Source organism: Clostridium simiarum, from assembly GCF_018919175.1.
Classification (GTDB): domain Bacteria; phylum Bacillota; class Clostridia; order Clostridiales; family Clostridiaceae; genus Clostridium_L; species Clostridium_L simiarum.
In genome coordinates, this window is sequence record NZ_JAHLQL010000001.1 from 1,111,380 (window position 1) to 1,137,664 (window position 26,285).

Annotated in this window: 24 protein-coding genes, 1 pseudogene and 1 other annotated feature; of the genes and pseudogenes, 5 read left to right on the forward strand and 20 right to left on the reverse strand. The window is 29.9% G+C overall.

Features of this window, described 5'->3' with window-relative positions; translation table 11 throughout:
- Positions 1-27 precede the first annotated feature (27 nt).
- The 4 genes from KQI89_RS05320 to KQI89_RS05335 form a co-directional block, all read right to left on the reverse strand.
- On the reverse strand, positions 28-3,222 hold the full coding sequence (locus tag KQI89_RS05320; protein WP_216456196.1) for a DEAD/DEAH box helicase: 3,195 nt from the start codon (positions 3,220-3,222) through the stop codon (positions 28-30).
- Between the two features lie 194 nt (positions 3,223-3,416).
- Complete coding sequence (locus KQI89_RS05325) at positions 3,417-3,977, reverse strand: DUF4825 domain-containing protein (protein WP_216456197.1); 561 nt, start codon at positions 3,975-3,977, stop codon at positions 3,417-3,419.
- A complete protein-coding gene (locus KQI89_RS05330) occupies positions 3,967-4,650 on the reverse strand; it encodes a hypothetical protein (RefSeq protein WP_216456198.1) in 684 nt (227 codons plus the stop codon). The genes KQI89_RS05325 and KQI89_RS05330 overlap by 11 nt, the downstream gene beginning before the upstream one ends.
- Positions 4,651-4,661: 11 nt before the next feature.
- Entirely contained in the window at positions 4,662-4,997 is a 336-nt protein-coding gene (locus KQI89_RS05335) for a PadR family transcriptional regulator (RefSeq protein WP_216456199.1), read from the reverse strand.
- A 243-nt stretch (positions 4,998-5,240) separates the two neighbouring features.
- On the opposite strand from KQI89_RS05335, the gene KQI89_RS05340 reads away from it, so the two are divergent.
- Positions 5,241-5,939 carry a YetF domain-containing protein gene (locus KQI89_RS05340; RefSeq protein WP_216456200.1) on the forward strand — a complete coding sequence of 233 codons (699 nt, stop codon included), beginning with the start codon at positions 5,241-5,243 and terminating at the stop codon, positions 5,937-5,939.
- Between the two features lie 474 nt (positions 5,940-6,413).
- Positions 6,414-6,581, forward strand: a complete 168-nt coding sequence (locus tag KQI89_RS05345; protein ID WP_187117387.1) for a ribbon-helix-helix domain-containing protein — start codon at positions 6,414-6,416, stop codon at positions 6,579-6,581.
- A gap of 370 nt (positions 6,582-6,951) precedes the next feature.
- Here KQI89_RS05345 and KQI89_RS05350 read toward each other — a convergent pair whose 3' ends face one another.
- From KQI89_RS05350 to KQI89_RS05365, 4 genes are all read right to left on the reverse strand, one after another.
- Positions 6,952-8,184 carry an FAD-dependent oxidoreductase gene (locus KQI89_RS05350; protein WP_216456201.1) on the reverse strand — a complete coding sequence of 411 codons (1,233 nt, stop codon included), beginning with the start codon at positions 8,182-8,184 and terminating at the stop codon, positions 6,952-6,954.
- Between the two features lie 163 nt (positions 8,185-8,347).
- On the reverse strand, positions 8,348-8,881 hold the full coding sequence (locus KQI89_RS05355; protein ID WP_216456202.1) for a YeeE/YedE thiosulfate transporter family protein: 534 nt from the start codon (positions 8,879-8,881) through the stop codon (positions 8,348-8,350).
- A 31-nt stretch (positions 8,882-8,912) separates the two neighbouring features.
- Positions 8,913-9,140 (reverse strand): sulfurtransferase TusA family protein, encoded by a 228-nt coding sequence (locus KQI89_RS05360; protein WP_032122100.1) that lies wholly within the window; start codon positions 9,138-9,140, stop codon positions 8,913-8,915.
- A 41-nt stretch (positions 9,141-9,181) separates the two neighbouring features.
- Positions 9,182-9,856 carry a YeeE/YedE thiosulfate transporter family protein gene (locus KQI89_RS05365; protein WP_216456203.1) on the reverse strand — a complete coding sequence of 225 codons (675 nt, stop codon included), beginning with the start codon at positions 9,854-9,856 and terminating at the stop codon, positions 9,182-9,184.
- A 208-nt stretch (positions 9,857-10,064) separates the two neighbouring features.
- Here KQI89_RS05365 and KQI89_RS05370 point away from each other — a divergent pair, with 208 nt between their 5' ends.
- Entirely contained in the window at positions 10,065-10,961 is an 897-nt protein-coding gene (locus KQI89_RS05370) for a LysR family transcriptional regulator (protein WP_216456204.1), read from the forward strand.
- 30 nt (positions 10,962-10,991) lie between these two features.
- Here KQI89_RS05370 and KQI89_RS05375 read toward each other — a convergent pair whose 3' ends face one another.
- From KQI89_RS05375 to trkA, 5 genes are all read right to left on the reverse strand, one after another.
- The gene (locus KQI89_RS05375) at positions 10,992-11,213 is read right to left on the reverse strand and encodes a sulfurtransferase TusA family protein (RefSeq protein WP_216456205.1); all 222 of its coding nucleotides are present in this window, start codon (positions 11,211-11,213) and stop codon (positions 10,992-10,994) included.
- Positions 11,214-11,550: 337 nt separating this feature from the next.
- Positions 11,551-13,203 (reverse strand): hydroxylamine reductase, encoded by a 1,653-nt coding sequence (gene hcp / locus KQI89_RS05380; RefSeq protein ID WP_343216326.1) that lies wholly within the window; start codon positions 13,201-13,203, stop codon positions 11,551-11,553.
- Between the two features lie 213 nt (positions 13,204-13,416).
- Positions 13,417-14,502, reverse strand: a complete 1,086-nt coding sequence (gene rsgA / locus KQI89_RS05385; protein WP_216456206.1) for a ribosome small subunit-dependent GTPase A — start codon at positions 14,500-14,502, stop codon at positions 13,417-13,419.
- A 448-nt stretch (positions 14,503-14,950) separates the two neighbouring features.
- Positions 14,951-16,396, reverse strand: coding sequence for a TrkH family potassium uptake protein (locus tag KQI89_RS05390; RefSeq protein WP_216456207.1), 1,446 nt, complete (start codon positions 16,394-16,396; stop codon positions 14,951-14,953).
- Between the two features lies 1 nt (position 16,397).
- Positions 16,398-17,762, reverse strand: coding sequence for a Trk system potassium transporter TrkA (gene trkA / locus KQI89_RS05395; protein ID WP_216456208.1), 1,365 nt, complete (start codon positions 17,760-17,762; stop codon positions 16,398-16,400).
- Between the two features lie 228 nt (positions 17,763-17,990).
- Here trkA and KQI89_RS05400 point away from each other — a divergent pair, with 228 nt between their 5' ends.
- Positions 17,991-18,176 carry a hypothetical protein gene (locus KQI89_RS05400; RefSeq protein WP_216456209.1) on the forward strand — a complete coding sequence of 62 codons (186 nt, stop codon included), beginning with the start codon at positions 17,991-17,993 and terminating at the stop codon, positions 18,174-18,176.
- Between the two features lie 261 nt (positions 18,177-18,437).
- On the opposite strand, the gene KQI89_RS05405 is transcribed toward KQI89_RS05400, so the two are convergent.
- Both KQI89_RS05405 and KQI89_RS17900 read right to left on the reverse strand, forming a co-directional pair.
- The gene (locus KQI89_RS05405; RefSeq protein WP_216456210.1) at positions 18,438-19,337 is read right to left on the reverse strand and encodes a D-alanine--D-alanine ligase; all 900 of its coding nucleotides are present in this window, start codon (positions 19,335-19,337) and stop codon (positions 18,438-18,440) included.
- A gap of 142 nt (positions 19,338-19,479) precedes the next feature.
- Entirely contained in the window at positions 19,480-19,608 is a 129-nt protein-coding gene (locus KQI89_RS17900; RefSeq protein WP_279231054.1) for a hypothetical protein, read from the reverse strand.
- A 119-nt stretch (positions 19,609-19,727) separates the two neighbouring features.
- Between KQI89_RS17900 and KQI89_RS05410 the strand changes: the two genes are divergently transcribed.
- Positions 19,728-20,225, forward strand: coding sequence for a hypothetical protein (locus KQI89_RS05410; RefSeq protein ID WP_216456211.1), 498 nt, complete (start codon positions 19,728-19,730; stop codon positions 20,223-20,225).
- A 130-nt stretch (positions 20,226-20,355) separates the two neighbouring features.
- Here the strand turns inward: KQI89_RS05410 and KQI89_RS05415 are convergent, their stop codons facing one another.
- The 5 genes and pseudogenes from KQI89_RS05415 to KQI89_RS05435 all read right to left on the reverse strand — a co-directional run bounded on the left by KQI89_RS05415 (position 20,356) and on the right by KQI89_RS05435 (position 25,548).
- The gene (locus KQI89_RS05415) at positions 20,356-20,919 is read right to left on the reverse strand and encodes a DJ-1/PfpI family protein (protein WP_216456212.1); all 564 of its coding nucleotides are present in this window, start codon (positions 20,917-20,919) and stop codon (positions 20,356-20,358) included.
- A 116-nt stretch (positions 20,920-21,035) separates the two neighbouring features.
- Entirely contained in the window at positions 21,036-21,959 is a 924-nt protein-coding gene (locus tag KQI89_RS05420; protein WP_216456213.1) for a helix-turn-helix transcriptional regulator, read from the reverse strand.
- Positions 21,960-22,109: 150 nt separating this feature from the next.
- Positions 22,110-24,100 (reverse strand): annotated as a pseudogene (locus KQI89_RS05425) (methionine--tRNA ligase).
- Between the two features lie 72 nt (positions 24,101-24,172).
- Positions 24,173-24,418: a binding site (T-box leader), on the reverse strand.
- A gap of 65 nt (positions 24,419-24,483) precedes the next feature.
- Complete coding sequence (locus KQI89_RS05430) at positions 24,484-24,855, reverse strand: MmcQ/YjbR family DNA-binding protein (RefSeq protein WP_216456214.1); 372 nt, start codon at positions 24,853-24,855, stop codon at positions 24,484-24,486.
- A 174-nt stretch (positions 24,856-25,029) separates the two neighbouring features.
- Positions 25,030-25,548: a hypothetical protein gene (locus tag KQI89_RS05435; protein ID WP_216456215.1), complete on the reverse strand. Its 519-nt coding sequence runs from the start codon at positions 25,546-25,548 to the stop codon at positions 25,030-25,032.
- Positions 25,549-26,285 lie beyond the last annotated feature (737 nt).

The following is a 26,285-nucleotide window of genomic DNA, read 5'->3' on the forward strand; positions in this document are numbered from 1 at the left end:
AAACCTAGTTTTACTTATACATTATTCTTAATTAAATAAGTCCATTATTTCTTCTTGTGTTAATGAGTTTAATAACTGCCCATTTCTTAGATCTCCATTCATAATATTATTTATGAGCTCCTTCTTATCCTCTTGTAATTTAATAATTTTTTCTTCAATAGTTCCTTGAGATACTAGCTTTATTACCTGCACCAAATTTTTTTGCCCAATTCTATGAGCTCTATCTGTTGCTTGATCCTCTACAGCTGGATTCCACCAAGGATCAAAGTGTATAACTAAATTAGCTGAGGTTAAATTTAAACCTGTTCCTCCTGCCTTTAGAGATATTAAAAATACGTTTATATTAGAACTTTCATTAAAATCCTTAACCAGTTTAATTCTATCACTAGCCTTCACTTTTCCATCTAAATATAGATAGTCTATATGAGCCTCCTCTAAAAGATATGAAATGTTTTTTAACATAGAAGTAAATTGAGAAAACAATAAAATCTTTTTTCCTTCCTTTATTCCTTCCTCTACCAGAGTCATTGCTATCTTAAGCTTTCCACTTCCACCTGAATAATTATCAATTATAAGAGCTGGATCTAGACATAGCTGTCTTAACTTAGTGAGATAAGAGAAAACTGTAATCTTATCTTCTTTATTATTTTTAAGTTTCTCTCTAATCTCTTTCATGTATGCCTTATATATTTGATTTTGTCTAGAAGTCATTTCCACCAAAAATTTCTTTTCTATCTTTTCTGGTAACTCTTTAAGTACATCCTCTTTTTCTCTTCTTAAAATAAATGGACGGATTAAAGTCTTTAGCTCCTCTATATTCTCATACCCTTCATTTATAAACCTATCTTCAAATTTTTCTTTATTATATAAGTATCCAGGCATAATAAAATCAAATATGGACCAAAGTTCCATTAAGTTGTTTTCAATAGGAGTCCCTGTTAAAGCAAACTTTCCCCTTGCATCTATCTGTTTAACTATACCTGTACTTTGCGCTAAAGGATTCTTAATGTTTTGACCCTCATCTATTATGCAATAATCAAAGCTTATTTTTTTATATAGTTGAAAATCATTTTTTAAGGTTCCGTAGGTAGTTAAAATAACATCATATTTTTCTTTATCTTCAAAAACCTTCATCCTATCTTTCTTGTTACCATGAATGATTCCAATCCTTAGTTCTGGAGCAAAGTTTTCAAATTCATCCTTCCAGTTGTAAATTAAAGAGGTCGGTGTAACTATAAGACTATTAGCTCCCTTTTCAGACAATAAAAAGCTTATAGTCTGTACAGTTTTTCCAAGTCCCATTTCATCTGCTAATATACCACCAAAATTCATGTAACTTAAGGATTTAAACCATTTATATCCTGTTACTTGATAATCTCTAAGAGTGGCCTTAAGCCCCTTTGGCAATTCATAGTCTATCTTATCTATGTCCCTAATTCTACCAGAAATCTCCTTTAAAAGCTCTTTTCCTCTAATAAAAGATAATCCCTTATTCTCTATAAGACTTTCAATATAAAACCCTTTGTTTTTATCAATCTTCATAGCTTCACCATTTACGTCACTATTATAATTGAGTCCATCTAAAAGATTTAGAAAATTACCAATCCCATCATCCTCTAAGTCAATAAAGCTATTATCTTTTGTCTTGTAAAAACTCTTGCCACTCTTGAAAGTCATAAATATATGATTAAACTCTTCTTTAGGAACTCTTCCAATATTATAATTAAAATTAAAAGTGCCTTTTTCACCTTCTGTAATGGAAGATTCTATGGAGGATGAATCATATAACTTAATGTCATTGAAAGATTCTAGAAGGATTACTTCCCCAATGCTTTTAAGACTTTTAAATCCTTTTGTTAAAAGATTATAAATATCTTCATCCTCTCCAGTAAATACGAACCTATCCTCTCTTTTTATAAATTTAAGCTTTTCTAGTTCCATTTCTATTTTTTCTTCTTTTTTAAAGTCCCTAATAAGAGCCTGTTTTTTCTTTGAATCTTTAATAATATCTATTTCTTCATCTCCATAAGTTAACTTAGCTTCACAAAAAATCTTTTCTAATTCTTTATAGAAATAAAATTTTGGTAGTAGAAGATTTGTTGCAAAATCTCTCACTGATACATCAAAATTTATTTCCTGAGAAATCATATTTAGTATTGCTATTAATTCTTGAAAAACCTCAGCATTTTTACTAAAAGTTATTTTCCCATCATCTTTTAATTCATTATAAAAAGGCCTATATAATTCACTTTGAATTTTAGATGGTAAGTATAGTTCTCTATTATATAAATAAACCTCACCCTTCTCATCAAGTGGAATTGGAAACTTATCTTTAGTAGTTAAAACAAATTTATTTCCTTCTTCTTTAAGTGTAAAAAAAACAGGTAAATCTTCGCATAATATTCTAGTGCTATATTCTATATAATCATATTTAAAACTAATTTTTTTATTATGAAGAATTTCTAAAAATCTTCTTAGGCTATTATTTAATATCCTAAATTTCCTTCCATTAACTAATTGAAAAGATGAATTTAAATTCCCCCCTAAAAATTCCTTTTTTATTAATATATACTCTTCAACAAATTTTGCTATTTTTTCATCTTCCTCTGAAAAATAATTAACCTTAGGATCGTATATAAATTCATTACTAATAAAAAGTGATGTACCTTTAATTCTTGCTTCTACAAAATCTTCTAAACTATTTATTACATACATATTATCTTTACCTATTTTAATCTCAACCTCATAATAATTTGATGAAGAATTAGGTATATGTATTAGCTTTATTTCCATTTTAACCTTTTCTTTTGAATGTCTATAATTGTTTAACTGTTTTAATATTATATCTCCCACATCATAATATTTCTCTTCCTTGGGGCTTTTAGCCTCAATCTTTTTAGTAGCTAGATCATAAAACCTATAAGTTGTAGCCACAAGATGCCTACACATAAAAGCCTTGTTATAAATAGAATTTTCACTGAATTCTTCACAGCTACATATAGTTTGTTCCAACTTACCTTTAGACATGTTTACCCTTATATGAGTACTATGTTCTTCAGCTTTATTTTCCTCTTTAACCTTTCCATATATATTGTATACATTATCTATTTTTTTACTTTTCACCCTTGATACTAGACCATTTTTATAAAGCTTATGACCTTCATTCTTCATCCACTTTGAACTTTTAGCCAAAACTATATCCACCAATTGTTTTAAATTCATCCTAATCACCGCCTTACTACTATAAATAAAGTATCTTATAATCCCCAAAAGCTATGAGTTTTATTTTCTCATAGCCTTTACTATACCCATATCATTATTAACACTTTTTAAAGGGAACTAATAATCTTCTAAGGCCATTATGGAGAGAGTGTACCTTATAAGTCTCTCCAATTAAACCTTATAATCAATTGATACTATTCTTTCTTCAATATAGTTCTTTCAAATTCCCTTACATATTCATTATCGCTAAGTTTATTTTGAACCAACTTATTCCAAGTATCCTTTTCAGTTAAAGACGACAACTCAGCCTCGTACCATTTTTCAACGTCTTTACGTAAAACTTTATAAGATTCTCCAGTAAAACTAAAGCTCATTGCCTCAAGATTATCTATTAAAGCAAATGCAACTGTAGAGTTATAAATTAACGACTTCTTAACCTTCTCTTCCCCAATGTCCAAAACAGTTGTCCTATAATTTACCTCTGCTCTTAATTCATCCGGGAAAAGTTCGAATTTCGTTTCACTATCACTTAAGGGTAATGTATAAAATAGGTTAGATATATTAGATGCATCACCCATATATTTATTTTTATATTTCAATACACTTTCTATGTCATGGAATAATGGATCTTGTTGATTTTCTAAATATTGCTTATTACTTTTATCCATTTTAGGTTTAATAACTCCTTCAACTATTCCAAATAAACTAATTCCAAAAACAATTAAAAATATAATAATTTTATTTCTAGCTTTCACTTAAATCACCTGCCTCATATTTTAGAATAAGCTTTGAGGATTTATTTAAAAGCAATGGTATTATTATTGAGATAAATGGCAATGCATAGCGTAATACTAAGACTGCAAATTGATAGGGTCCTGATATAGTAATAGATCTTGAAAACCAAATATTGCTTCCAAATTCTATTGCTACTTTACTAAGTGTAGAAACTAAAATAAACATCCACCAAAATATCCAGCCAAGCTTTTTGTATCTCAATATAGATTTAATATTGTATATAGTTACTTTATCCATATAACTACTTCTCTTTTTAGAATTTAAAACTAAGAAAATTATACATAATATAACCGAAACAACAAGTAGAAAAGAATTAATCATAGTTCCCATGAATATAATCCTGAGAGGTATAGTTATTATCCATGCTATTATAGAATATAGTAATGCTACTTGTATAAATTCAATTTTGTATCTATTAAAATATATTTTTTTATTGCCATCAATTAAATAATCCACGCTTTTAATACTTTCTTTGGAAACTTTTAAAGCTTCATTGTAGTTCATACCCTTTGATGTAAGATCATTAACTTTAGCTTCAAGATTACTTAAAATTTCATCTTTTAATTCCATAGTCTCTTTACTATCTTCGTAACCTACAAATAAATTATCAACATATTCTTTTAAGCTATTCATAAATACTCCTCCTATTCTTCAATAAGTTGGTCAATTAATTCTCTAGCAATCTTCCAAGCCGCAAGATTACTTTTATAAGTTTCAATACCTCTGGATGTAACCTTATAATATTTACGCCTACCACCTTGACTTTCGTTACCCCAATAAGATTCTATTAATTTTTGAGATTCTAACCTTTTTAAGCTTGTATATAATGAAGGTTCTTTTAACTCGTACTTACCATTACTGTTTTTTGAAATTGATTTTATTATCTCATACCCATAATTATCGCCCTGACACAGAATTCGAAGTATTATTGTATCAATATTACCTCTAATTAAGTCGCTACTAATACTACTCTCTTTCATATTATTCACCTCACAAGTATAGTGTAACGAATATTACTATGTATGTCAATGTACTCTTTCATAAATAATTAAATGTTACAAATAAAGAACACATATCCAAGTTATTACCTATAAAAACTACGGAAAATCCTAACCTTCTCACCTTACTTTTTACTATTAAAGCTTCTATAAATTAGTCTATGCTTAAAATGTATCTATTTGCATATAAATGCAAATACTAGATTATGGAGGTGAGATGAAATTATGCATTTAGGTGATACGAATATTCTACAACTACTTCTTAGAACCACTTTAGCCTTTCTATCATTGCTAATTTTAACTAGGTTTTTAGGTAAGCAACAAATGAGTCAAATGACATTTTTTAATTATATTACGGGAATAACTATAGGCTCTGTTTCTGCTAATATTATTAGCATGAGTAATGAACCTTTTATAGATGAATTTATAGGTTTAATATGGTGGTGTGCTTTAGCAGTCTTATCTGAATATATTAATTTAAAATTTTTGAAGGTTAGAAATGTTATCAATGGGCAGCCCACTATGGTAATAAGAAAAGGTAAACTTTTAAAAGAGGCAATTACATCCACTAAATTAGATATGGGCGATTTATCCATGATGCTAAGAGCACAAAATATATTCTCCATTACAGAAGTTGACTATGCTATCTTAGAAACAAACGGCAGCTTAAGTGTCCTAAAAAAAGAAGACCATTTAGGTGTTACTAAATCAGATATGCAAATTCCTACTTCTCAAAATCAACTTATGCCAACTGATATAATTGTTGATGGTAAAATAGTTGAACATAATTTAAAAGAAAGAAATTTAAGCTATCAGTGGCTAGAAGACCAATTAAAATCATTTAATGTAAAAAACATTGAAGATGTTTTTTATGCAGAACTAGAAAGTGATGGTACCTTATATATAGATAAAGGTTATGAATAATTAAAAATTTCTTTATTGAGGATTTATGTAAAATATCCCTCTAAATGCAAGAACTCTATTTATGTAAATTAAATCCCCCTGTCTTATGAAAGTATTTCAATGAGATAGGGGGATTGATTTTACAAATATTAAGAGAATAATCAATGGTTTTTTATTTATTATTATCAATTTCTTTGGTAAGTTACAAAATCACATAATTTAATATAAAAAATAACTGAAATAAAGCTTAAAGACTTAACTACAAGTTAAATTCTCAAAAAATCTTATGTGTATATAATATATTCTAAATATTTTATATGTAATGTTTTAATTATAATAATTTTATTATTTTTTCCATATAAAGCTTAAAAAGTATAGCATTTTGGATATCAATATAGTATACTATTTATATATAATAAGTAAATGTGATATACAATATATCTTTAAACTCTAGGATATTATATATCATATTTAAAAGTTTTGGGGGTATGTTTTATGGGTAATAATATGATTAAAATTTCTGAAGAAATACTAAATGAGGTGAATAATTTAGCTGAAAAATCTGGTATGTCTAAAGAGGATTTTGTAAATTGCCTTACTAAATTTTACTGTACAAAAGATATTATAGATTCAGATTGCTATTACGATAGTTTTATAGCTTAATTTTATTTGTTAACTAACATCATAGCACAAAATTCCTATACATGTTGCATATACTAAAACTTTTTTGCATTTGTTTTGCGGTGCTACTCTTTTAAGTTTTTCCTAATTTCAATTAGAAAAACATTTCTATTAAAGGATTTCTAACTAAAACTAAGAATAGCTATATAAAAGCTTAAGAAAGAGATATCCCAAATTAAGGATATCTCTTTCTTAAGCTTTAACAAATTATATCTTATATCATAAATAGATTTGATTCTCTTATAATTATTAATTATTACTTCTTAATTTTCTTATGAAAAACATTAGTAATATCAATGCCTAAAGGTCTAAAGAAAGATAAAACTAAGCAAATATACTAACCTCTAGATCTCTAAGCTCCAATTTTATTTAGCGCATCTATAATATTTTCTTTAGTTATATTCTTCTCTTTTAAAACTACTTCACCATCTTTTGTAAAAATTACAGAAGGCGCTTCTACAGTTCCTAACCTAGAAGCCAAGCTTGAATTTTTGTATACATCTATCTTATTTACTTTAAGAATGTTATCCATCTCTCCTTCTACTTCTTCGATGATTTTTAATAATTCTCTGCTTTTTTCATCAATAGGGGACCATAGGTATATTAGTCCTAATTTTTCCTTTTGCATTATCTCTTCTTCAAATATTTCAGATTCTGCAATATACTTTTCTGCACCTACTCCTGCAATAGCTCCATCCCCTACTGCTGTGGCTACCTGCTTTAAAAACTTATCTCTTACATCGCCTACAGCAAAGACTCCTTCTATATTTGTTTCCATATTTTCATTTGTCTTAATAAAACCTTGATGGTTTATATCAATTTGTCCTTTAAATATTTCTGTATTAGGTACATACCCAATAAATAAAAAGCATCCATCTACCTTGGTTTCAATCAATTCACCAGTCTTAACATTTTTAAGTACTACCTTGTTTAATCTCTCTTCTCCCTCAAAGGAATGTACCATAGAGTTCCATATAAATTCCATCTTAGGATTTTTAAGGGCTTGTGCTTGTGCTATCTTGTTAGCATCCATGATTCCCTCATCATGAATAACTGAAACTATTACCTTATCTGCAAACTTAGTTAAAAACATTCCCTCTTCAATAGCTGCATCTCCACTACCTATAATCATAACAGTTTTTCCTGTATAATATGCTGCATCGCAGGTAGCACAGAAGGAAATGCCCTTATCATATAGGAAATTTTCTTCATTTAACCCTTTTGTAAGTCTTGGTTTACCACCAGTAGATAAAATTACAGTTTTAGCGTGATATACTATCCTAAAGGTTTCTACTAATTTATCCTTTCCCTCTAAGTTAACATTTTTAACGTCAGTAAGTTTAAAGTCAACTCCAAATTTCTTTGCTTGCTTGTGAAATAAATTCATCAATTCTGTACCAGAAATGTCTTCTGGAAACCCAGGGTAATTAGCTATCTCACTAGTATAAGTAGCAAGTCCACCTACAAGAGATTTTTCAATTAACAAGGTTTTAAGCTGAGCTCTTCCGCAATATATAGCTGAAGTTAATCCTGCGGCTCCTCCACCTATAATAATTACATCATAATATTCATGTTTCTTTTCCATACCCTACCTCCTACTATGAAAAGTACTATTTATTAAGTGATTTTAAAAATATTATATAAATAAAGCTAAAATTATTAGGTTAATTTTTAAAATTTTAATGTATAAGGTGGCCTTTTTACCAGCCACCTCATATAAAAATACAAATATATTATAAATTAAAATGTTACATAAAATATTTAACTAAAAGCTTGCTACCTATCCAAGCTCCAATAAATATAAATATCCAATACATCCAACCATGTAGTGACATAGAAGCTATTCCACTAAAAAGCGCGCCTATATTACAACCAAAGGATATTCTAGCGCCGTAACCCATAAGTAGTCCTCCAAGCACCGCAGCAATAACCTGCTTTAAAGACTTGATCTTTTTAATTTTAAACTGTGATGCTAATAAAGTAGCTAGAAATGCTCCTATTATAATACCTACATTAGATATAGAATGCATATCATTTATAAATCCACCGCTTAATGCTGCTGCATGAGATTTTTGTTGGAAGTAATACCAATTTTCAGGATTTCCTCCGAAGAACTTGTAAATCCAAGCTCCCCAATAAGATAAAGGCGTAGTTACTCCCCAAGCTTTTCCTGTAGACGCGAACATCCCTATATTTAATAATCCTAAAATCACAGCTCCCGTTACATAGGTCCATGGTTCTTTTAAAAGTTTTTTATAATATGGATTATTCTTAATTTCCAATGGATCTCCCCCCTTTTTTAATTTCTAGGGATTACTTAGTCTTCTCTATAAATATCTCCCATTGACCATCATCTACTTCTTCAATTTCCACATTATGGCCTTCTTTTCTTGCCCATTCTGGTATATTTTTCATTGCACAACTATGATCTATATCTATTACTAGTAAATCTCCTACGGACATAGTACCCATTTGTTTTTGAGTTTTTATTAATGGTACTGGACAAGCCTCTCCTAAACAATCTAATCTCTTTTCTGCCATTATTAATTCCTCCCTAAAATAATTATTTAATTAAATTTAAATTAAATTTCCTTTGACTTTCTGTTACCAAACCAATCTGCCAAAATATATAGTGCTAATAACACAGCAAATTGAATTGCAATTGCTGGTGCCCACCCTAACACATCTGGTAGGAAAACACCCTTTTCTGGCATAAACTTTTTTGCCCACCATCCAAAGTCTTTTGCTCCCCATAAGGAACCTATAATAAAAAATACAAAGGCAAGCATCTGCATTAAAAAACCTTCTCCAACCCTCATTAGAGTTCCAGAGGCACAACCTCCAGCGATTACTGCGCCTATACCAAACATTATGGCTCCAATAGCTATATGAACTCCTACTGGTGATATATTACCTGGTATTGGGCCTCCCTTAACAGAAGCACCATATTGAATTGATATAAATCCAACACTGGCAACAGCTATAGCAATTATAACTGCTTTAGTTAGAGATGTTCCTCCTGTAAGTACAGGATCTCTTAAAGATGCAGTAAAACAAAATCTAGATCTTTGAAGAGTAAAACCTGCAGATACACCAAACCCCCACATTAATGCTGCTCTTGGGTTATTATTTCCTAAGAAAAAACCTACTCCTATGATTCCTAAAAACAAAGCAACTCCAAAGGGTATTTGATTTACTTTTTTCTTTTTTGGTTTTCTTGGTACAGAACTTCTCATTGAAGTCTTCATTTCTGTCATTATTTCACCCCCTATTTGTTTGTTAATTAACTAACTTTTCTATTTCATAACCTTTACAACTTCATTCTAGCACACATATATTAGGAAAAATCATTAGTTTTTCTGATATAGTATAAACTTTTATTATATTAATATATCTATATTTAGAAAATATAGTATAATAATTATATAATTAGTTTAAAAAATAACAATGAGAGGTGTGGATTTCATGAATATAAATTATTTAATTTCTTTTTTAGAAGTAATTAATCATAGCAATATATCTAAAGCAGCCTCAAGTTTACATATGACTCAATCAGCTTTAAGCCAACAATTACAAACCTTAGAAAAAATGCTAGATTCTCAGCTTATGATAAGAAGTAATAAGGGCATTGAGCTAACTGAAGAGGGAGAAATAGTAGAAAGTTATGCAGAAACCCTAATAAATATATATGAGAATATGTTAAAGGAATTAGTAAATTGTAAAAGTTCAAATTTATCAAATATAAAAATAAGTTCTTGCAGTACAGTGGGTCAATACTTAATCCCTTGCACTCTTTATCTTTATAAAAAGAATAAAAATGATATAAAATTTGACCTTAAAATCGAAGATAGTAAAAAAGTCATAAATGATGTGCTAGATTTAAGTTATGATATAGGTTTTATCGACGGTGATGTGGATATAAAAGGACTTGAGTGCTTTAGAATATGTAATAATGACTTAGTATTTATATATTCTAATGAAAGAACTATCCAAAAGAATTCTTTGAGTCTTGAAGAAATATGTAGTCTTCCACTAATACTTCCATCAGAGGGTACAACATCTAGGGAATTAATTAATGCTCTAATATCTATAAAAAACATAAAGCATATAAATATCGAAATGGAACTGGAGTCCATTGAGTCTATAAAAGCTTCTGTCATAGCTAATCATGGTGTTTCTATAGTTCCTTATACTTCTGTAAAAAACGAAATCCATTCAAAGGTAATGCAAAAAGCAACTATAATAGAACAATGTACCCCTTGTAAAATAAGTATGATTTATCAAAAAAAAGTGGCATCAAAGCCTCATATAAAGGACTTTATAAGCTACATTAAAAAATATGGAAGAGAAACCTTTTGTTGAAAACACAAAAGGTTTCTCCTTATAATTAGCTTATCCTTTAGTAATGGTAATGTACCAAATCCCCTCTTCTTCTTCTATTTTTATAGAAGCATCCGTAGGCTTAAAAGCTTCCTTTATACTTTGTCCAGAACAACTATGATCAGTAACTATAGTAATACTTTCTCCTTTGCTTATCTTTTTATAATTAATCTTTGCCTTTATAAGCGGAACTGGACAAATATCTCCTACACAATCGATATCCCTATTTTTCATACTCCCCTCCATACCTACATTATTGATCTTAACTCCTCTTCTTAAAGTAACATAAGATATAACTACTTTAAAATCTTTAATTCCTCATTACTCTTCTTTATCATAAGCATGAAATCCTTATGTAACAACCCTTTTATTTTTATTCCCTAAACTAATAATTATAAAAATAAGGCAGATAGTAGCCTTTTAAATCTAACTACTATCTGCGCATATAAAATATATATATTTCTATTGTTACTTAAATTCAATAATAGTACTACCATTGAAGGTTATTAATTGCTGAAGAAATATAAACGAAAAGCTTACTGAATAAATACTGTTTATCTTTTAACATAATCTAATTTGTTTGTTTTAAGGCGGTTTTTAAATCATCCTCTGGTGTACTTATAGGTCTTATATCAAAGGTATCCACTAGGTATTGTAATACATTTGGAGATATAAAGGCAGGCAGAGTTGGTCCAAGATACATACCCTTTATTCCAAGAGACAATAAGGCTAATAAATCCGCTACAGCCTTTTGTTCATACCAGGAAAGTACTATAGTTAGTGGCAATGAATTTACACCTGTTTCAAAAGCATCTGCAAGTGCAGTAGCTATTCTAACTGCTGAATAAGCATCATTACACTGTCCTACATCTAAAAGTCTTGGTAATCCTGCCACTGTCCCAAAGTCTAATTTATTAAATCTATATTTGCCACAGGCTAAAGTAAGTATTACACAATCTTCAGGAACCATTGTAGCAAAATCAGTATAATAGTTTCTTCCAGGTCTTGCTCCATCACATCCTCCTATTAAGAAGAAATGCCTTATTTTTCCTTCCTTCACTGCATTTACAATAGTTTCTGCATTAGATAAGGTTGAATGATGTCCAAATCCTACCAATATCTCATGAACCTCTTCATCTTCTTTAAATCCACCTAACTCCAATGCTTTATTTATTATTTCACTAAAATCTTTAGTTCCATCCTCCGATTTTGGTATATATTTCACTCCATCCCATCCAACAACACTGGTAGTAAAAATTCTGTCCTTATAGGTTTCTCTTGGTCTCATCAAACAATTTGTAGTCATTAAAATACATCCAGGTATGCCATCAAATTGTTTCTGCTGATCCTGCCAAGCCCCTCCAAAATTACCTACTAGATGTTCATATTTTTTTAGCCCTGGATAACCATGTGCTGGCAGCATTTCTCCATGAGTATAAATATTTATTCCCTTACCTTCTGTTTGTTGTAAAAGCATCTCTAAATCTCTTAAGTCATGTCCTGATACTATTATAAATGGACCTTTTTTAATATTAACATTAACTGTATGTGGTGAAGGATTTTTGTAGGTAGTAGTATTTGCTTGATCCAAAACTTTCATTACCTCCACACTCATATCTCCCGTTCTCATGGTCATGCGTATCATATCTTCAAGAGTTAAGTTATCATTGGTTGTAGCTTCTAAGCCTATAAAATAAAAATTATCTAATTGATCACTATTATAGCCTAAAAATCTGGCTTGGTGACCATAAGCACTTATTCCTTTTAATCCGTATAATACCGTTGACCTTAATGACCGAATATCCGCATCAAGACTTTGATTATACATTATTCCCGCTTTCACAGCATCTTTTAACATGGATTCTTTTGTATCACTTAAATTATATGCTGCCACCTCTGAATATACTCCTACTGGCGCTTCACCTCTTAACCCCTCCTTTATCTTTTGAGATTCTTTAAGCAAATTTACATGGAATTCTGCATCAAAATTCACATTGGTTAATGTTGTAAATAAGCTATTTTCTACAAACTCGACTATTTTTTTATCTATCATTTTTCCCTGTTCAATCAAGGGTTTTGCATAACATGAAATTCCTTTTAACTGATACACCAGTAAATCTTGTAACCCAGCAATTTCTGGTGTTTTTCCGCAAACTCCACTCTTTGTACAACCCTTTCCACCTGCTGTTTGTTCACATTGATAACAAAACATTGAATTTTCCACTAAAATCTATCCTTTCCTTTGTGTATTAATTACTTTTTAAAGTAATTCTACTAATAGATTTAGTGTTTACTATCTTATGGTACTTTATGCTTCTACTATATTCTATTTCCTATTCCTATTATTTTCTATAGTGCTCCTTGCTTTTAAATTTCCTCTTTTCCTCATTTCCCTTGCAATTATACTTTTATTTAATTTGGTGTCCTTTGAAACCTCTCAATGTGACCAACTATCTTCAACCAAATCTAACTGTTCTTTTTTATATTTCTTTTTTGTACCTTTCTTATATTGGGTTTTATTTTTTATGCCTTCCTTTAATTTTGCAAATTTCGCTTCCTTTTCAAGCTTTATATAGTTTTCCCACCTTTCCTTTGAAAGCTTTCCATCTTCCAGAGCCTTTTTTATAGCACATCCTGGCTCCCCTTTATGAGTACAGTCTCCAAACTTACACCTACTTATAAATTCTTCAATGTCAGCAAAAGTTGTATTAAGACCTTCTGATACATCCCACATACCAAGCTCCCTCATTCCAGGAGTATCAATTATCATTGTTCCATTTTGAAGCATAATAAGTTGTCTATGAGTTGTGGTATGACGCCCCTTACTGTCATCTTCTCTTATATCATTAACCTTCATAATCTCATCACCTGCAATAGCATTTACAAGCGATGACTTACCTACACCAGAGGAACCAAGAAATACAATAGTTTCAAAAGGCTTAATATAATTTTTAAGTTCATCAAGACCTTCTCCCGTACGTGAACTTACTGCAAATACTGGAATCTCTAAATCTAATTCCTCAATTTTTTCTACATATTCATTAGGGTTACTACATAAATCTACCTTTGTTAAGATAATTACAGCTATGGCTCCACTTTGAGAAGCCGCCGTTAAATATCTTTCTATCCTCTTAATATTAAAATCATGATTAAGGGATGTCATAATAAAAACGTAATCAAAGTTAGTTGCCACCACCTGCTCTGTTTCATAAAACGAATCCATTCGTGAAAATTTACTTTTTCTCTCTAGAACCTTATAGATTATATCTTCCCCATAAGGATTTCCTTTTACTAAAACAAAATCCCCTACAGCAGGGTATACATTATTAATCTCACCATTATAAAATAAAGAACCCTTCAATTTAGCAGTTTTTTCCCCAAACTCTGTTACAATCTTATATTGTTCCTTATGAACTTCTATAATCCTTGCCGGCATTAAATCTTTATAGTTTAAACTAAGCGTTTCTATTTGACTTTGATAAAATTCTGTATATCCATAGCTTTCAATTTTTTTATTATTCATCTAATTCCTCCATATTGTCATAATAATTTTTAAATCTATCTCTTAATCTATTCATACAACATCTCTCCCTTCAATATATATTTTTCATTACTAAAAATGGGCATAAAAATCCCGTAGACAATAGCCTTTTAAATTTGGCTGCTATCTACGGGTCACAAAAACAGATATTTTAATCTGTTACTTATCCTTAATAGGCAGTATATTATGAAAGGTTATTAATTACTGCAAAAACATAACACAAACAAAGGGTATACTACCCCTAAGGCCACGTTTTTGCCCATATTTATTTTTAGACTACAATCACCTTTATATTTGTATTCACTAAAAACATCTCCTTTCATAAAAAATGCTAATCTCATAATGAAAATTTTTACACTTTTTATTATATTACTTTAAGAATATTTTGTCAATTTAAAAATTCATCTAAATTCATAATAAGTATTAATTTTTATGAGTTTTTCCATCTTGAAGGTCTTAACATAATTAACATTGGATATATCTCAAGTCTTCCTGCTAACATACAAAATGAAAATACTATTTTACTTAATGGTGAAAAACTACTGAAATTCCCCATAGGCCCTACCACCTTAAATCCAGGTCCTATATTACCTATAGTTGCAAACACTGAAGTGATTGTAGTTTCTAGATCCATTCCATCTATAGACACTATAATCACTGCTATTACAATAAGGACAACATATGCAAATATAAATAATCCTACCTGAGATATAGTTTCATCATCTACTACTTTACCATCAAGCTTTACTGAATTAACCATTCTCGGATGAATTATCTTAGTTATCTCCCTTTTTATAGCTTTAAATAAAAGCACTATACGAACAGTTTTAATCCCTCCACCTGTGGAACCTGCACAGCATCCTGTAAGCATTAGTAATGCTAAAATTGATTTACTAAGGGTTGGCCAAAGATCAAAATTAGTTGTAGCATAACCTGTTGTTGTTACAATAGAGGCAACTTGGAAAGAAGACTGCCTAAAAGATTCCCCTAAAGAATTCCCATTTAATCCTCTAATGTTAAATGCAATTATTACCATGGCTAAGAGCACCATTAAAAAATAGTATCTTACTTCTTCATTTTTAAAGGCTTGTTTTACATTTCCTGTGATAAGCTGGAAATACACAGTAAAGTTAACCCCAAAAAGTAACATAAACACAGTTATTATAACTTCTACATAAACATTATTATATGCCCCTACGCTACTATTCATATTAGAAAACCCTCCAGTACCAGCTGTACCAAAGGCATGAACAAGAGCATCATATAGATTCATACCTGCAAATAAAAGTAATACTATTTGAATTATGGTCATTACAAAATATATTAAATACATTATCTTAGCTGTTTGTTTTATTCTAGGAACAACCTTTCCTGGAGTTGGTCCTGGGCTTTCTGCCTTTAATAAATGTATAGTATGTCCACCTACAGAAGGCATTAAAGCTAATGTAAATATTAAAACTCCCATACCACCTATCCAATGAGTAAAACTTCTCCAAAATAATATTCCCTTAGGAAGGGACTGTACCTCTTGTAAAATAGTAGCTCCTGTTGTGGTAAACCCCGATACTGTCTCAAATATGCAATCTACAAAAGAAGGTATCGCTCCACTTATATAGAATGGAAGGGCTCCAAATAAGGATATAACTACCCAACAAATAGCCACAGATAAAAAACCTTCCTTAGCATAGAAGGTGTTTTTCTTAGGCTTTATGAGTGACATTGATATTCCCACAATCAGCATTATTATAATAGTTATAATAAAACTATAAGCATCCTCTCCACCATAAAATAAAGATGCAATAAGAGGTAATATCATAACTAAAGCTTCGTATTTTATAACATTCCCTAGTACCTTAAATACTATTAGGTAATTCATACTAAAGGCCTCCCTCAAGAAGTATATCATTTATGCCCATTACATTATCTCTATCTGTTACTATAATTACATTATCATTAGCCTTAATAGTATCATTTCCTCCAGGAATTATTATATTATGATTTCTAACTATAGCTGCAATTAATACCCCTTTTTTAATTTTTATATCCTTTAAAGGTATATTTACACATCTAGTAGTTGCATTAGCCGAAAACTCTAGGGCCTCAGCCTTTTCTCCCACTATTTTATATAAGTTTTCAATAAAGTTTCCTTCTTTATTCTTAAGTCCTCTTACATATTTTATTATTTTATTAGCTGTAAGCATTTTAGGACTTATAACACTTTCAACTCCAACCTTTTTTACTATGTTATTGTAATTTACCCTAGTTATCTTAGTGATAACATTATGTACATTGGCATTTAAAGCAAAAAGCGATGAAACAATATTTTCTTCATCTCTATCAGTTAAAGCTATAAATGCGTCAGTTTCATTTAAGTTCTCTGATTCTAAAAGCTCCTCCTCTGTTCCATCTCCATTTATAATAATTGCCTCTGGTAATAGTTCATTTAACTCCTGACACTTATTATAATTTTTCTCTATTATCTTTATTCTAGCTCCAAATTTATTAATCAGCTTTGAAAGATAATAGCTTATCCTTCCTCCACCTATTATCATTACACTTTTAATTCTCTTTTGATATTTACCTAAATACTGTAAAAATAATATTATATTAGGATGATCCCCTATTACATACACTTTGTCATTACTTTGGAGCACAAAATCTCCAGTAGGTATTAATACCCTATCATCTCTTTCAACTGCACAAAATAATACAGAGCATTTTTTCAAATTAATATCAGATATAGACTTTCCAACTATAAGATCCCCTTCTCCAAGTCTAAAGCTAACTAAATCCGCTTTACCATTGGCAAAGTTTTCTATACTAGATACAGATGGAAATTTTATTAACTGTGCAATTTCCGTTGCTGCTTCCCTTTCTGGATTAATGATCATATCAAGCTCTAGCTCTTCCTTTAGCATTGAAAGCTCCTCAGCATACTCAGGATCTCTAATCCTTGCAATGGTATGCTTTGCTCCAAGTTTTTTCGCAGCTAAACAACAAAGGGCATTCCTCTCATCACTATTAGTAACTGCAATCATTACATCTGCAATTCTTACCTCAGCTTCCTGAAGAACATTTACTCTTGTACCGTTGCCTTTAATACACATTACGTCTAGGTTATCCATGGCTCTTTTAAGTGCCTCTGGATTCTTATCAATAACCGTAACATCATTTCCCTCTTTGGATAAATGTTTGGCTAAAGTATATCCAACCTTCCCTGCTCCCACAATTATAATATACATTTTATCTTTACCTATCCTTTCATGAATGAAATGCAATTCCTATATTATACAACAATCCATATTATAATACAATTTTTATAAAGTTGCTTAAAACATGGACAAACCTTACTTATTATGAAGTATAATTAATATAGAAAGCAAGGTCTTGCTCTAACCAAAAGGAATGTTATGAAAGAAATGTCTTCAAATCTCTTTGCGGTTTTTATAATATTGTAGAGGTGAAAATAATTGAAAAAGAAATTAGATAATTTATTGTTTTTTGTTATAGGATTTATTTTTTCTCAAATATGGCGTTACTTATTAAAAGACACTAATATTCCAAGTTTTTTTAAATGGCTTATTGGTATAATCATCATTGTTTTTCTTTTTGTTTTTATTAATAAAATCAAAATTTTTAAAAATAATAAGCAGTAGTAGAATCTTATAGATTTAAAAATAGAATTTTTAAATTAGGTTATGTTTTAGAACAATGTATATTTTAGATTTCCTTAACCCTTTTGATAACCAATTAGTTTTTTATATGTATTTCCCTGACTTTTACAAATTACTATTAATACAACAATAACAATAATATTGCAAACAGTACATATTATTGACTTTAAAAGAACTTATCAAGAGTGAATGCCTCTTGAATAAGTTCTTCTGCCCTTGATTAGAGAATAAATATTATAGTCTTTAATGGAGGGAATACTCAATTATTTTATCTAATAACTCACTGAATTCTATGCCTCTTGCTTTTGAGCTTTTAGGAATAAGACTTGAACTAGTCATTCCTGGCAATGTATTTACCTCTAATACATACGGTATCCCATTACTTACTATGATATCAATTCTACAATAGCTCCTACACCCCAAAACATTCCAAATTTCCTTTGAGATTCTATTTACTTCCCTTTGCAAATCTTCTTCTAAAATTACAGCCCTCTCCTCTGCTCCATCCACATCATATTTAGATGAATAATCAAAGAACTCACTATTTTTAAGTCTTATAGCTACAGTTGGAAACACCTCTCCATTTAAAACAAAAGAGAAAATCTCCTCTCCTTTAATATATTTTTCTATAATAACTTCATTATCATATTTTAATCCCTCTCTTACTGCTGGCTCTACATCACCTTCATTCTTTACAAAGAAAGTTGCCACACTAGATCCTCCATTATTAGGTTTTATAAATACAGGATAATCAAACTCCCTTATTTTATCATAATTAATTTCATCAACAGATTTAACTGTAATCCAAGGAGCCGTATTTACTCCAACACTTTGAATAATCCTTTTAGTTAATGCTTTATTCATGCAAACAGCACTAGCTAACACTCCACATCCACTATAAGGAATCCCCAAAGCTTCAAGTAATCCTTGAATTGTTCCATCCTCGCCAAACTTGCCATGCAAGGCTATAAAAGCAAAATCAATTCCTTTAACCTTTTCTACAACTTCACTTTTAGAATTTATTACTATTGGTATTACTTCCTTATACTTTTCTATATTTAAATTTTTTAATACTTCTTCTCCTGATCTTAAAGATATGTCTCTTTCTGAGGATACCCCTCCCATTATTACTCCAATTTTCATTTATCAACACTCCTTAGTACTTGTTTAACTCTTAACATATTTTCATTATATGAATTCATCTTAAAATAAAAAAGCACCACTGCCTAAGTAATTTTTAAGGCTAATGGTCCTTTTTTATTCAAGTGCTCAAAAAATTTTAATTTTATACTTTCAGACTTTTTATTACATCATTAATGTACTTTCTCTTAGTAAGATAATAAAATGTACCTTGAAATAAGAAGTATGCAATAATTACAAAGGTTGCATTAATAATAACTCCTTCACTTCCCATATTACAACTCCAATTCAGTAATATCACATTTTTAAGGAATGTCCAATATATTTATGGTAAGGTCAACTTAATGGCTTTAAGCATATACTATAATATAAAAATATATGTGGAGGACTAAAATGGCAATTTTTCAAGCTTATTCTGGTACTATTATAGCAATTGATGATTTTTGGACAGAAAATGTAGAAAAAGTAGGATGTAATAAATTAATGTCTGTAACTGGTAGAGATGGAAGTATGGTAAATTTCGTGGTGAGACCATGTACTTACTTTGTAGATCATGTAACGGTGAAAGTAGGAGATACAGTAACTGGTTTTTTTGATGCAAGTGCACCCGTTCCTTTAATTTTCCCACCACAATTACAAGCCATTGTTATGACAAGAAATACACAAAATCAAAATGTGAAAGTAGATTATTTTAACAGGCAGCTGGTAAGTAGCGATGGTATGTTAAAATTAAACATAGCTTCCTCTACTAAAATAGTATTAGAAAATAATCAAAGTTTTACTGGAAACCTTGAAAACCGAAATTTAATTGTTATATATGGTGCTACAACAAAGAGTATACCAGCCCAAACCACACCATATAAAATTATTGTTATGTGCACGCAAGTATAGAATCATTCCCACTGTAAACCTATGATTTGTGCTCTTACTTAAGTACAGTAAATTGTTCAACATAAGGTTATTTTACATAATAGTCTTATGTTGAACTATGACTACATCAGCACATTGAATTTTATAATAGCTACTCTTTAATATTTTTATACCACTTATAATTTTTTTCAATTTCGTCCTTATCTTTATAAATGTTCATAACCGTCCCTAACTTAATTGCAAACTCTATAAACGCTTGTCCTGTTGAAGTTATTATATTTCCGTCTACTACAACATCCTCTTCCAATACTATTGAATTTCTGAATAAATCTATGTAGTCAGCATCAATTTTTAACCCACTGCTGTCTCCTGTACACCTTTTATTATCTAGTATGCCATAAGCTGCTAATAGCTTTGTTCCTCCACAGATTCCTGCAATAATTTTCTTATTTTTATTCATATCTTTAATAAAATTCTTAAGAATAGAATTTTCATAAAGGTAACCTGGTTTACCTCCAGGTATTATAAACAAATCAACTTCATCAGGATTAAGTTCCTCAATTGTTTTATCCGGTACAAATTTTTGTTTTTCTTCACTTATATATATTTTATTTTCTAAAGCTACCGTAATCACATTTTGTGAAGAAAACTCTGCAGCTGCTAATACAATTTCAAATTCACAAAAACCATCATAATAAAAAATACATACATTCATTTTATAACCTTCTTTCTTTTATATCTAGTGTACAAGCGAGTACACTAGATTCTCCTTTATATTTTATTTAAAGCTCTATTTTTTCATTATATAGCACAATGACTGACACCTATATGTCAGTCATTGTATCTATTATATATTTTATTTATATATTTCTTCATTTCATTTCTTAATTTCTCCGGAGCTATTACTTCACAGTCATTACCAAAGCCTAAAATAAATTTCTTCAATCCTTCATCCCTAGGAAAGAAATCTTCAACTATATATGTTCCCTTTTCTGAAAGTTTAATTTTATCCTTTGAAAAATACTCACTTAGTTGCTCTCCTATTTTACTAGAAAATTTTAATGTGACTAGAATACTATTTTTTTCATAACCTTCACTAAATATTTTTTCTATTTCCTCTTTTGAAATTTCACTTTTTATAAAACTTTCACCTATCCTCATGTTTCTTACTCTAACAAGTTTAAATCTTCTATAGTCTTTTCTTATCCTGCAAAAGGCAATAATATACCACTGTCCTCCAGCAAATTCTATCTGAATTGGTTCCACTATTCTCTCTGAACATTCCATCTTTCTATTTATATATTCAAATTCCAATATCTTATTATCTTCAATTGCTTTATTAATCAAGAATAAGTACTCTCTAAGTTCCTGCTCCATACTGAAATGAGACATATCAATACTAAGCTTATCATATTCTTTCTTTTCACTATTGCGCAAGGTTTCAAACTTAAGTACTATATCATTAAATTGTGGGTTGCTGCCAAATAAAAACTTTAAATTATCCATTACAGCAATCAAAGGCTCAATTTCTTTTTTATTAAAGAATAGGTTATTTAGATTATAGTTTTCCATAATATAATAGCCCCCGCCTTTTCCACCAGTAGCTGCTATAGGGACTCCTGCTTCACTTATTTTTTCTATATCACGATATATTGTTCTTAAGGACACCTCAAAATGTTCAGCTAGTTCTCTTCCTGTTACTAAACCCTTTTGAGAAATTATTATTAAAATTGATAAAAGTCTATCTGATCTCATAATATAAATACACTTTTAAACCTTTCATTTCTTCCTCTCAAAATTTACTGTTCTATTAATTCTACTCCATTTTAGTTAAAAAAGCTTGATTATATTATGACAGATGTTGTAATTTGCCGGAAAATTAATGGAAACTCGTCCTAAGCTGTACTAAAAAGGAATTTGTGATTGGTGTTTTTCAAAGAAATCCACACGTGGCTCTAAGTACTTTAATTTATGTGTAGGTGTATCTCCTATAAATGTGTATATTGGTTCAAAGATATAATCCCAACTCCAAAGTTTCTCATCTGCATTTAGATATTCTCTTACCATTTCACAGCTATTTGGTGCAATAGGATGAATTAAAGTAATAGCAGTTCTTGCAACATGAAATGCATCTATTAGCACTTGTTTACGAAGAGCACTATCACCCTTGGTATCTGCAAGTTTCATATTATTTACCCAATACTTATTCATATTACGAATATAGCTATCTAAAACATAAATTACGCTGTGAAATTCGTGATTATACATATGCCTTTCATAGGTGAGGATGGCTTCCTTTGATTCTTCTATGATATTACTACTAATTTCACCTACTGGTATTGTACTATCAAAATACTTCTGTGCAGTGTAAAAACAGGAGCGAAGAAGCCTATTAAATACGTTGGTCAATAAATTACCATCTTTTAAAACTGTATCTGGACCTTGTTTATCTTCTTCATTCATAAATGCTTGTGGTACAAAACTAACGCTTTTCTTTGAAAGTCCTAAGCTTAAGAAATGCATACGTAATTGCTCCGCAGTATAATGTTCTAGTAATTCCCCTGCCATAGGTGGCTTTATAGTACTGCTACTGCTTGCCTTTCTATCCATAAATAGCAGATGATTATTTGCAATTAAGTGAGGAAGATTAATATTCTCAAAGTCCAATTTATCTTCACTATTAATACCTGATAAAGCCATAAACAACGCCATTTCAGCAATTCCGTAAAAATAGATATTGTCTTCCCCAATAAATTGATATACCTTTGCATCTTTAGAATGCCACCACTCTGTCCATTCATCAGGATTTTTACCTATAGATTCAAGATAAGTTTTAGTGAAAGAAATAGGTGCCCATAAAGATTCAGGCCAAACCCAAAAAGTTAAGTTTTTAAGTTCTTCCTTTTCAGGTATTTCCATACCCCATTGAACATTTCCTGATAATCTAAAAGGCACTAATGTTTTACCAGTTCTAAAACGAATTCCGAGATCATCAAATATTTCTCTTGCACTATCCCTATCTTGTAGATTTTCAAATACGAAAGTAACAGAAGGTTTTTTTGTTCATCAATAACTGTGTGTTTTGGTAGTTTTTCTTCTAGATTTATAATACCTTCTAATTGCTTACGTTTTACATAAATAACTGGTGGCTTTAAAAATTCTTCAATGGTATTCAATAAATTTTTACGCCAATTAGAGTTGTCTCTTAAATAATTTACTTTTTCAATTAGAGTGTTATTATACTCTTCTAGTTTAAAATACCAATTTGTCACATCTCTTAATTCAGGTGTTTTTCCCGATAAAGCACTCTTTGGCTCAATCAATTCATTTGGCATATATTGATGCCCCAAAGCACATTCATCTGCATAAGCTTTATCTGAATTACATCCTTCAATAGGACATTTACCAACTACTTGTCGACCGTTTAATAGTACTTTAAAATCAGAGTCATAAAACTGTGGTGAAGATAGCTTTACTAAATAGCCATCTTCATATAGCTTATTGAATATTTCTTTTGATACTTCTTTGTGCACTTCACCAGCTCTATCTAATGCAGAAGCTGCATATAAATTTAGACTCATTTCATATTTACTTAATACTTCTTTTTGCTTTTCATGATTTTTACGAACATAATCTTGTATAGAGCCTTCATATTGATCCTCTTCTACAAGTTTTAAATAGCTTGCTGAAATAGGCGATCCGTAGCAATCTGTTCCTGATACAAATATAACATTTTCATTTCCAATTCTATCTCTTAAAAATCTTGCAAAAGTATCAGCATGGACAAACACACCGCCTATATGACCAAAATGTAGCTCTTTATTACCATAGGGCATACCTGCAGTTATAACAGTTTTTTTAGGAAATATAGGTCTTTCTATTTTTATCTCTTTCATAACGTACACTCCTTAAAATATAATTCCTTTTTCACATAAAAAAACGTAAAAAAAACACCTCCTACAATAATTTGTAGGGGCGAATTATACCGCGTTGCCACCCTATTTTATTAATATGTCACCATACTAACCTTATCAAGTACAAAATTATACCCTAGTTCTGTAACGTGAACAAACGTCATAGCATCACTTATTAATAAAATAAGATCCGTATGCAGCTCCAAGACTTGTTTCGTTAAATTTTCCACTGCTCCATCTCACAAATAGGAACTTTCTGTAAGTTTCCAAAATAACTACTGCTCTTTTCATTGCCTTTTTTTTAATATAGTAAATGAATAGAATTTTGTCAAGGGCTATATTAAAATAAACTTCACCCTGTTGACTCAATCAATTTTATCTTTTCCCAAAATTTCTCTTTGCATTTTTTTGCTTAAAGAATTTAATACTAGTTCATATGACATGTCTATCATCTGTTTTAAAATGTCATCAGACACATCACCATCTAAATATACTGAGTTCCAATGTTCTTTGTTCATATAATATCCTGCTACAATATATTGATTTTGCTCTCTTAAAAATTGTCCAAATGAAGGTTCACATTTTAGGGTAATAATCTTTTTTTTATCTTTATCCCCACCTTGCATAGCGAAGATTTTTCCTCCAATAAGGTATCTCGTTGCTTGCCATTCTATCTTAAAGTCTTTTTCTACTCCTTTTTTTGAGAGACAATATTCATTAATCCATTCAAATTTCATAAAATTTCTCCTCGCTTACAATTATATAAAATTCCTTAGCAATATATATATATTTATACGATTAGATTAGTATCAAAACATAATATTTTTATTTCTAAGTTGATTATCAAAATAAAACTTCTTGGATTCACATTTTGAATATTATATTTATAGATACAATTCTTTAGATTTTATCTATAACCTACTCAAAAGATAAAAGCCACCAACAAAAAATACTATAAGTAAACATATGCCTATTACATTACGCCATATGTTTGTAGCTTTATCTTGTCCCAAATTTTCTAATGTTTGTTCTAATTTTTCTTTTCTCGATAATACGTAGTTTGCATATTCTGGATTTTGACTCATATACCACTCTTTACGATGTGGATCTTCTTTTGCCATTATTTTAGTAAACTCAAAATCATTTTTTATTTTATTTTTAAAGTCTATTTTACCTACTTTTTCAGCCCTTTTTTGCATTAATCCACCAATTATGAAGAAAATTAACCCTATTATTATAACCGCTGGAATAAAAATTTTAATATGTTCACTATAATTAGGATTTATAGCTGTTGGAATAGCTCCTAATGACATGATAGCTGTTGCTAAACAAATGTATAAAAATCCTTTAAAGACACCCCCTAGGAGTGAAAGAATATTTGCACGTACACTTCCCTTATAAGACTTATAACATACTCTAACAAAATACATAAAATACCTCCTAATACTACTAGCACTTCAATATTATAGCAGAATATTACTGTAAAATAAATATTGGCAAATTTTTTACTTTTAACTTTACTATGTTTAGCGCTGATAATACTAGTCATATCAAAACCTATACTGGCAATTCTTATTACCTTAATAACCCTTGCTTTAGGATAAATGTTCTGAGCGTTATTCTCTACAAACATTATGCTTGAATAGGTCTTTTCATTGTAAAGTCTTAGCTTTTATCTATTATTAATAAGAGTATATTTTATAATAAGCTACTTATTAGCCTGAATTAATGCACTCATAGACTTATCACAGAAATCTATAAGTCCCTGTTTTCTTAAACATTTATTGTAAAGCTCAATAAGTTCAAATATAGCCTACTAAGATGGAATTCTATTTACAGCAACAATAGTCTTCCAGAATCAGCTGCTCCTTTTGCAAGACTGTGCCCTAAAGCTTTGCGTAAATTACTTTTTTTCTGTTCTATATTTAGTAGCATGTTAATTACCCCATAATTAGCTATATTCCTAATAAGATAACTATAATATAATTTAAGTGAATATCTAGTGAAAGCTTTGCGAAAGTAGAAAATTCAAAGAGTTTATGAAAAAAGCCCTAAAATAAATGAGAGCTTTAGAGGGGATGGTGTTATATGTATAATGGTAAGTTAATAACTATAGATATTATCTACATCTCCAATACAGATAATATCACAAATTTAGAAAAATATT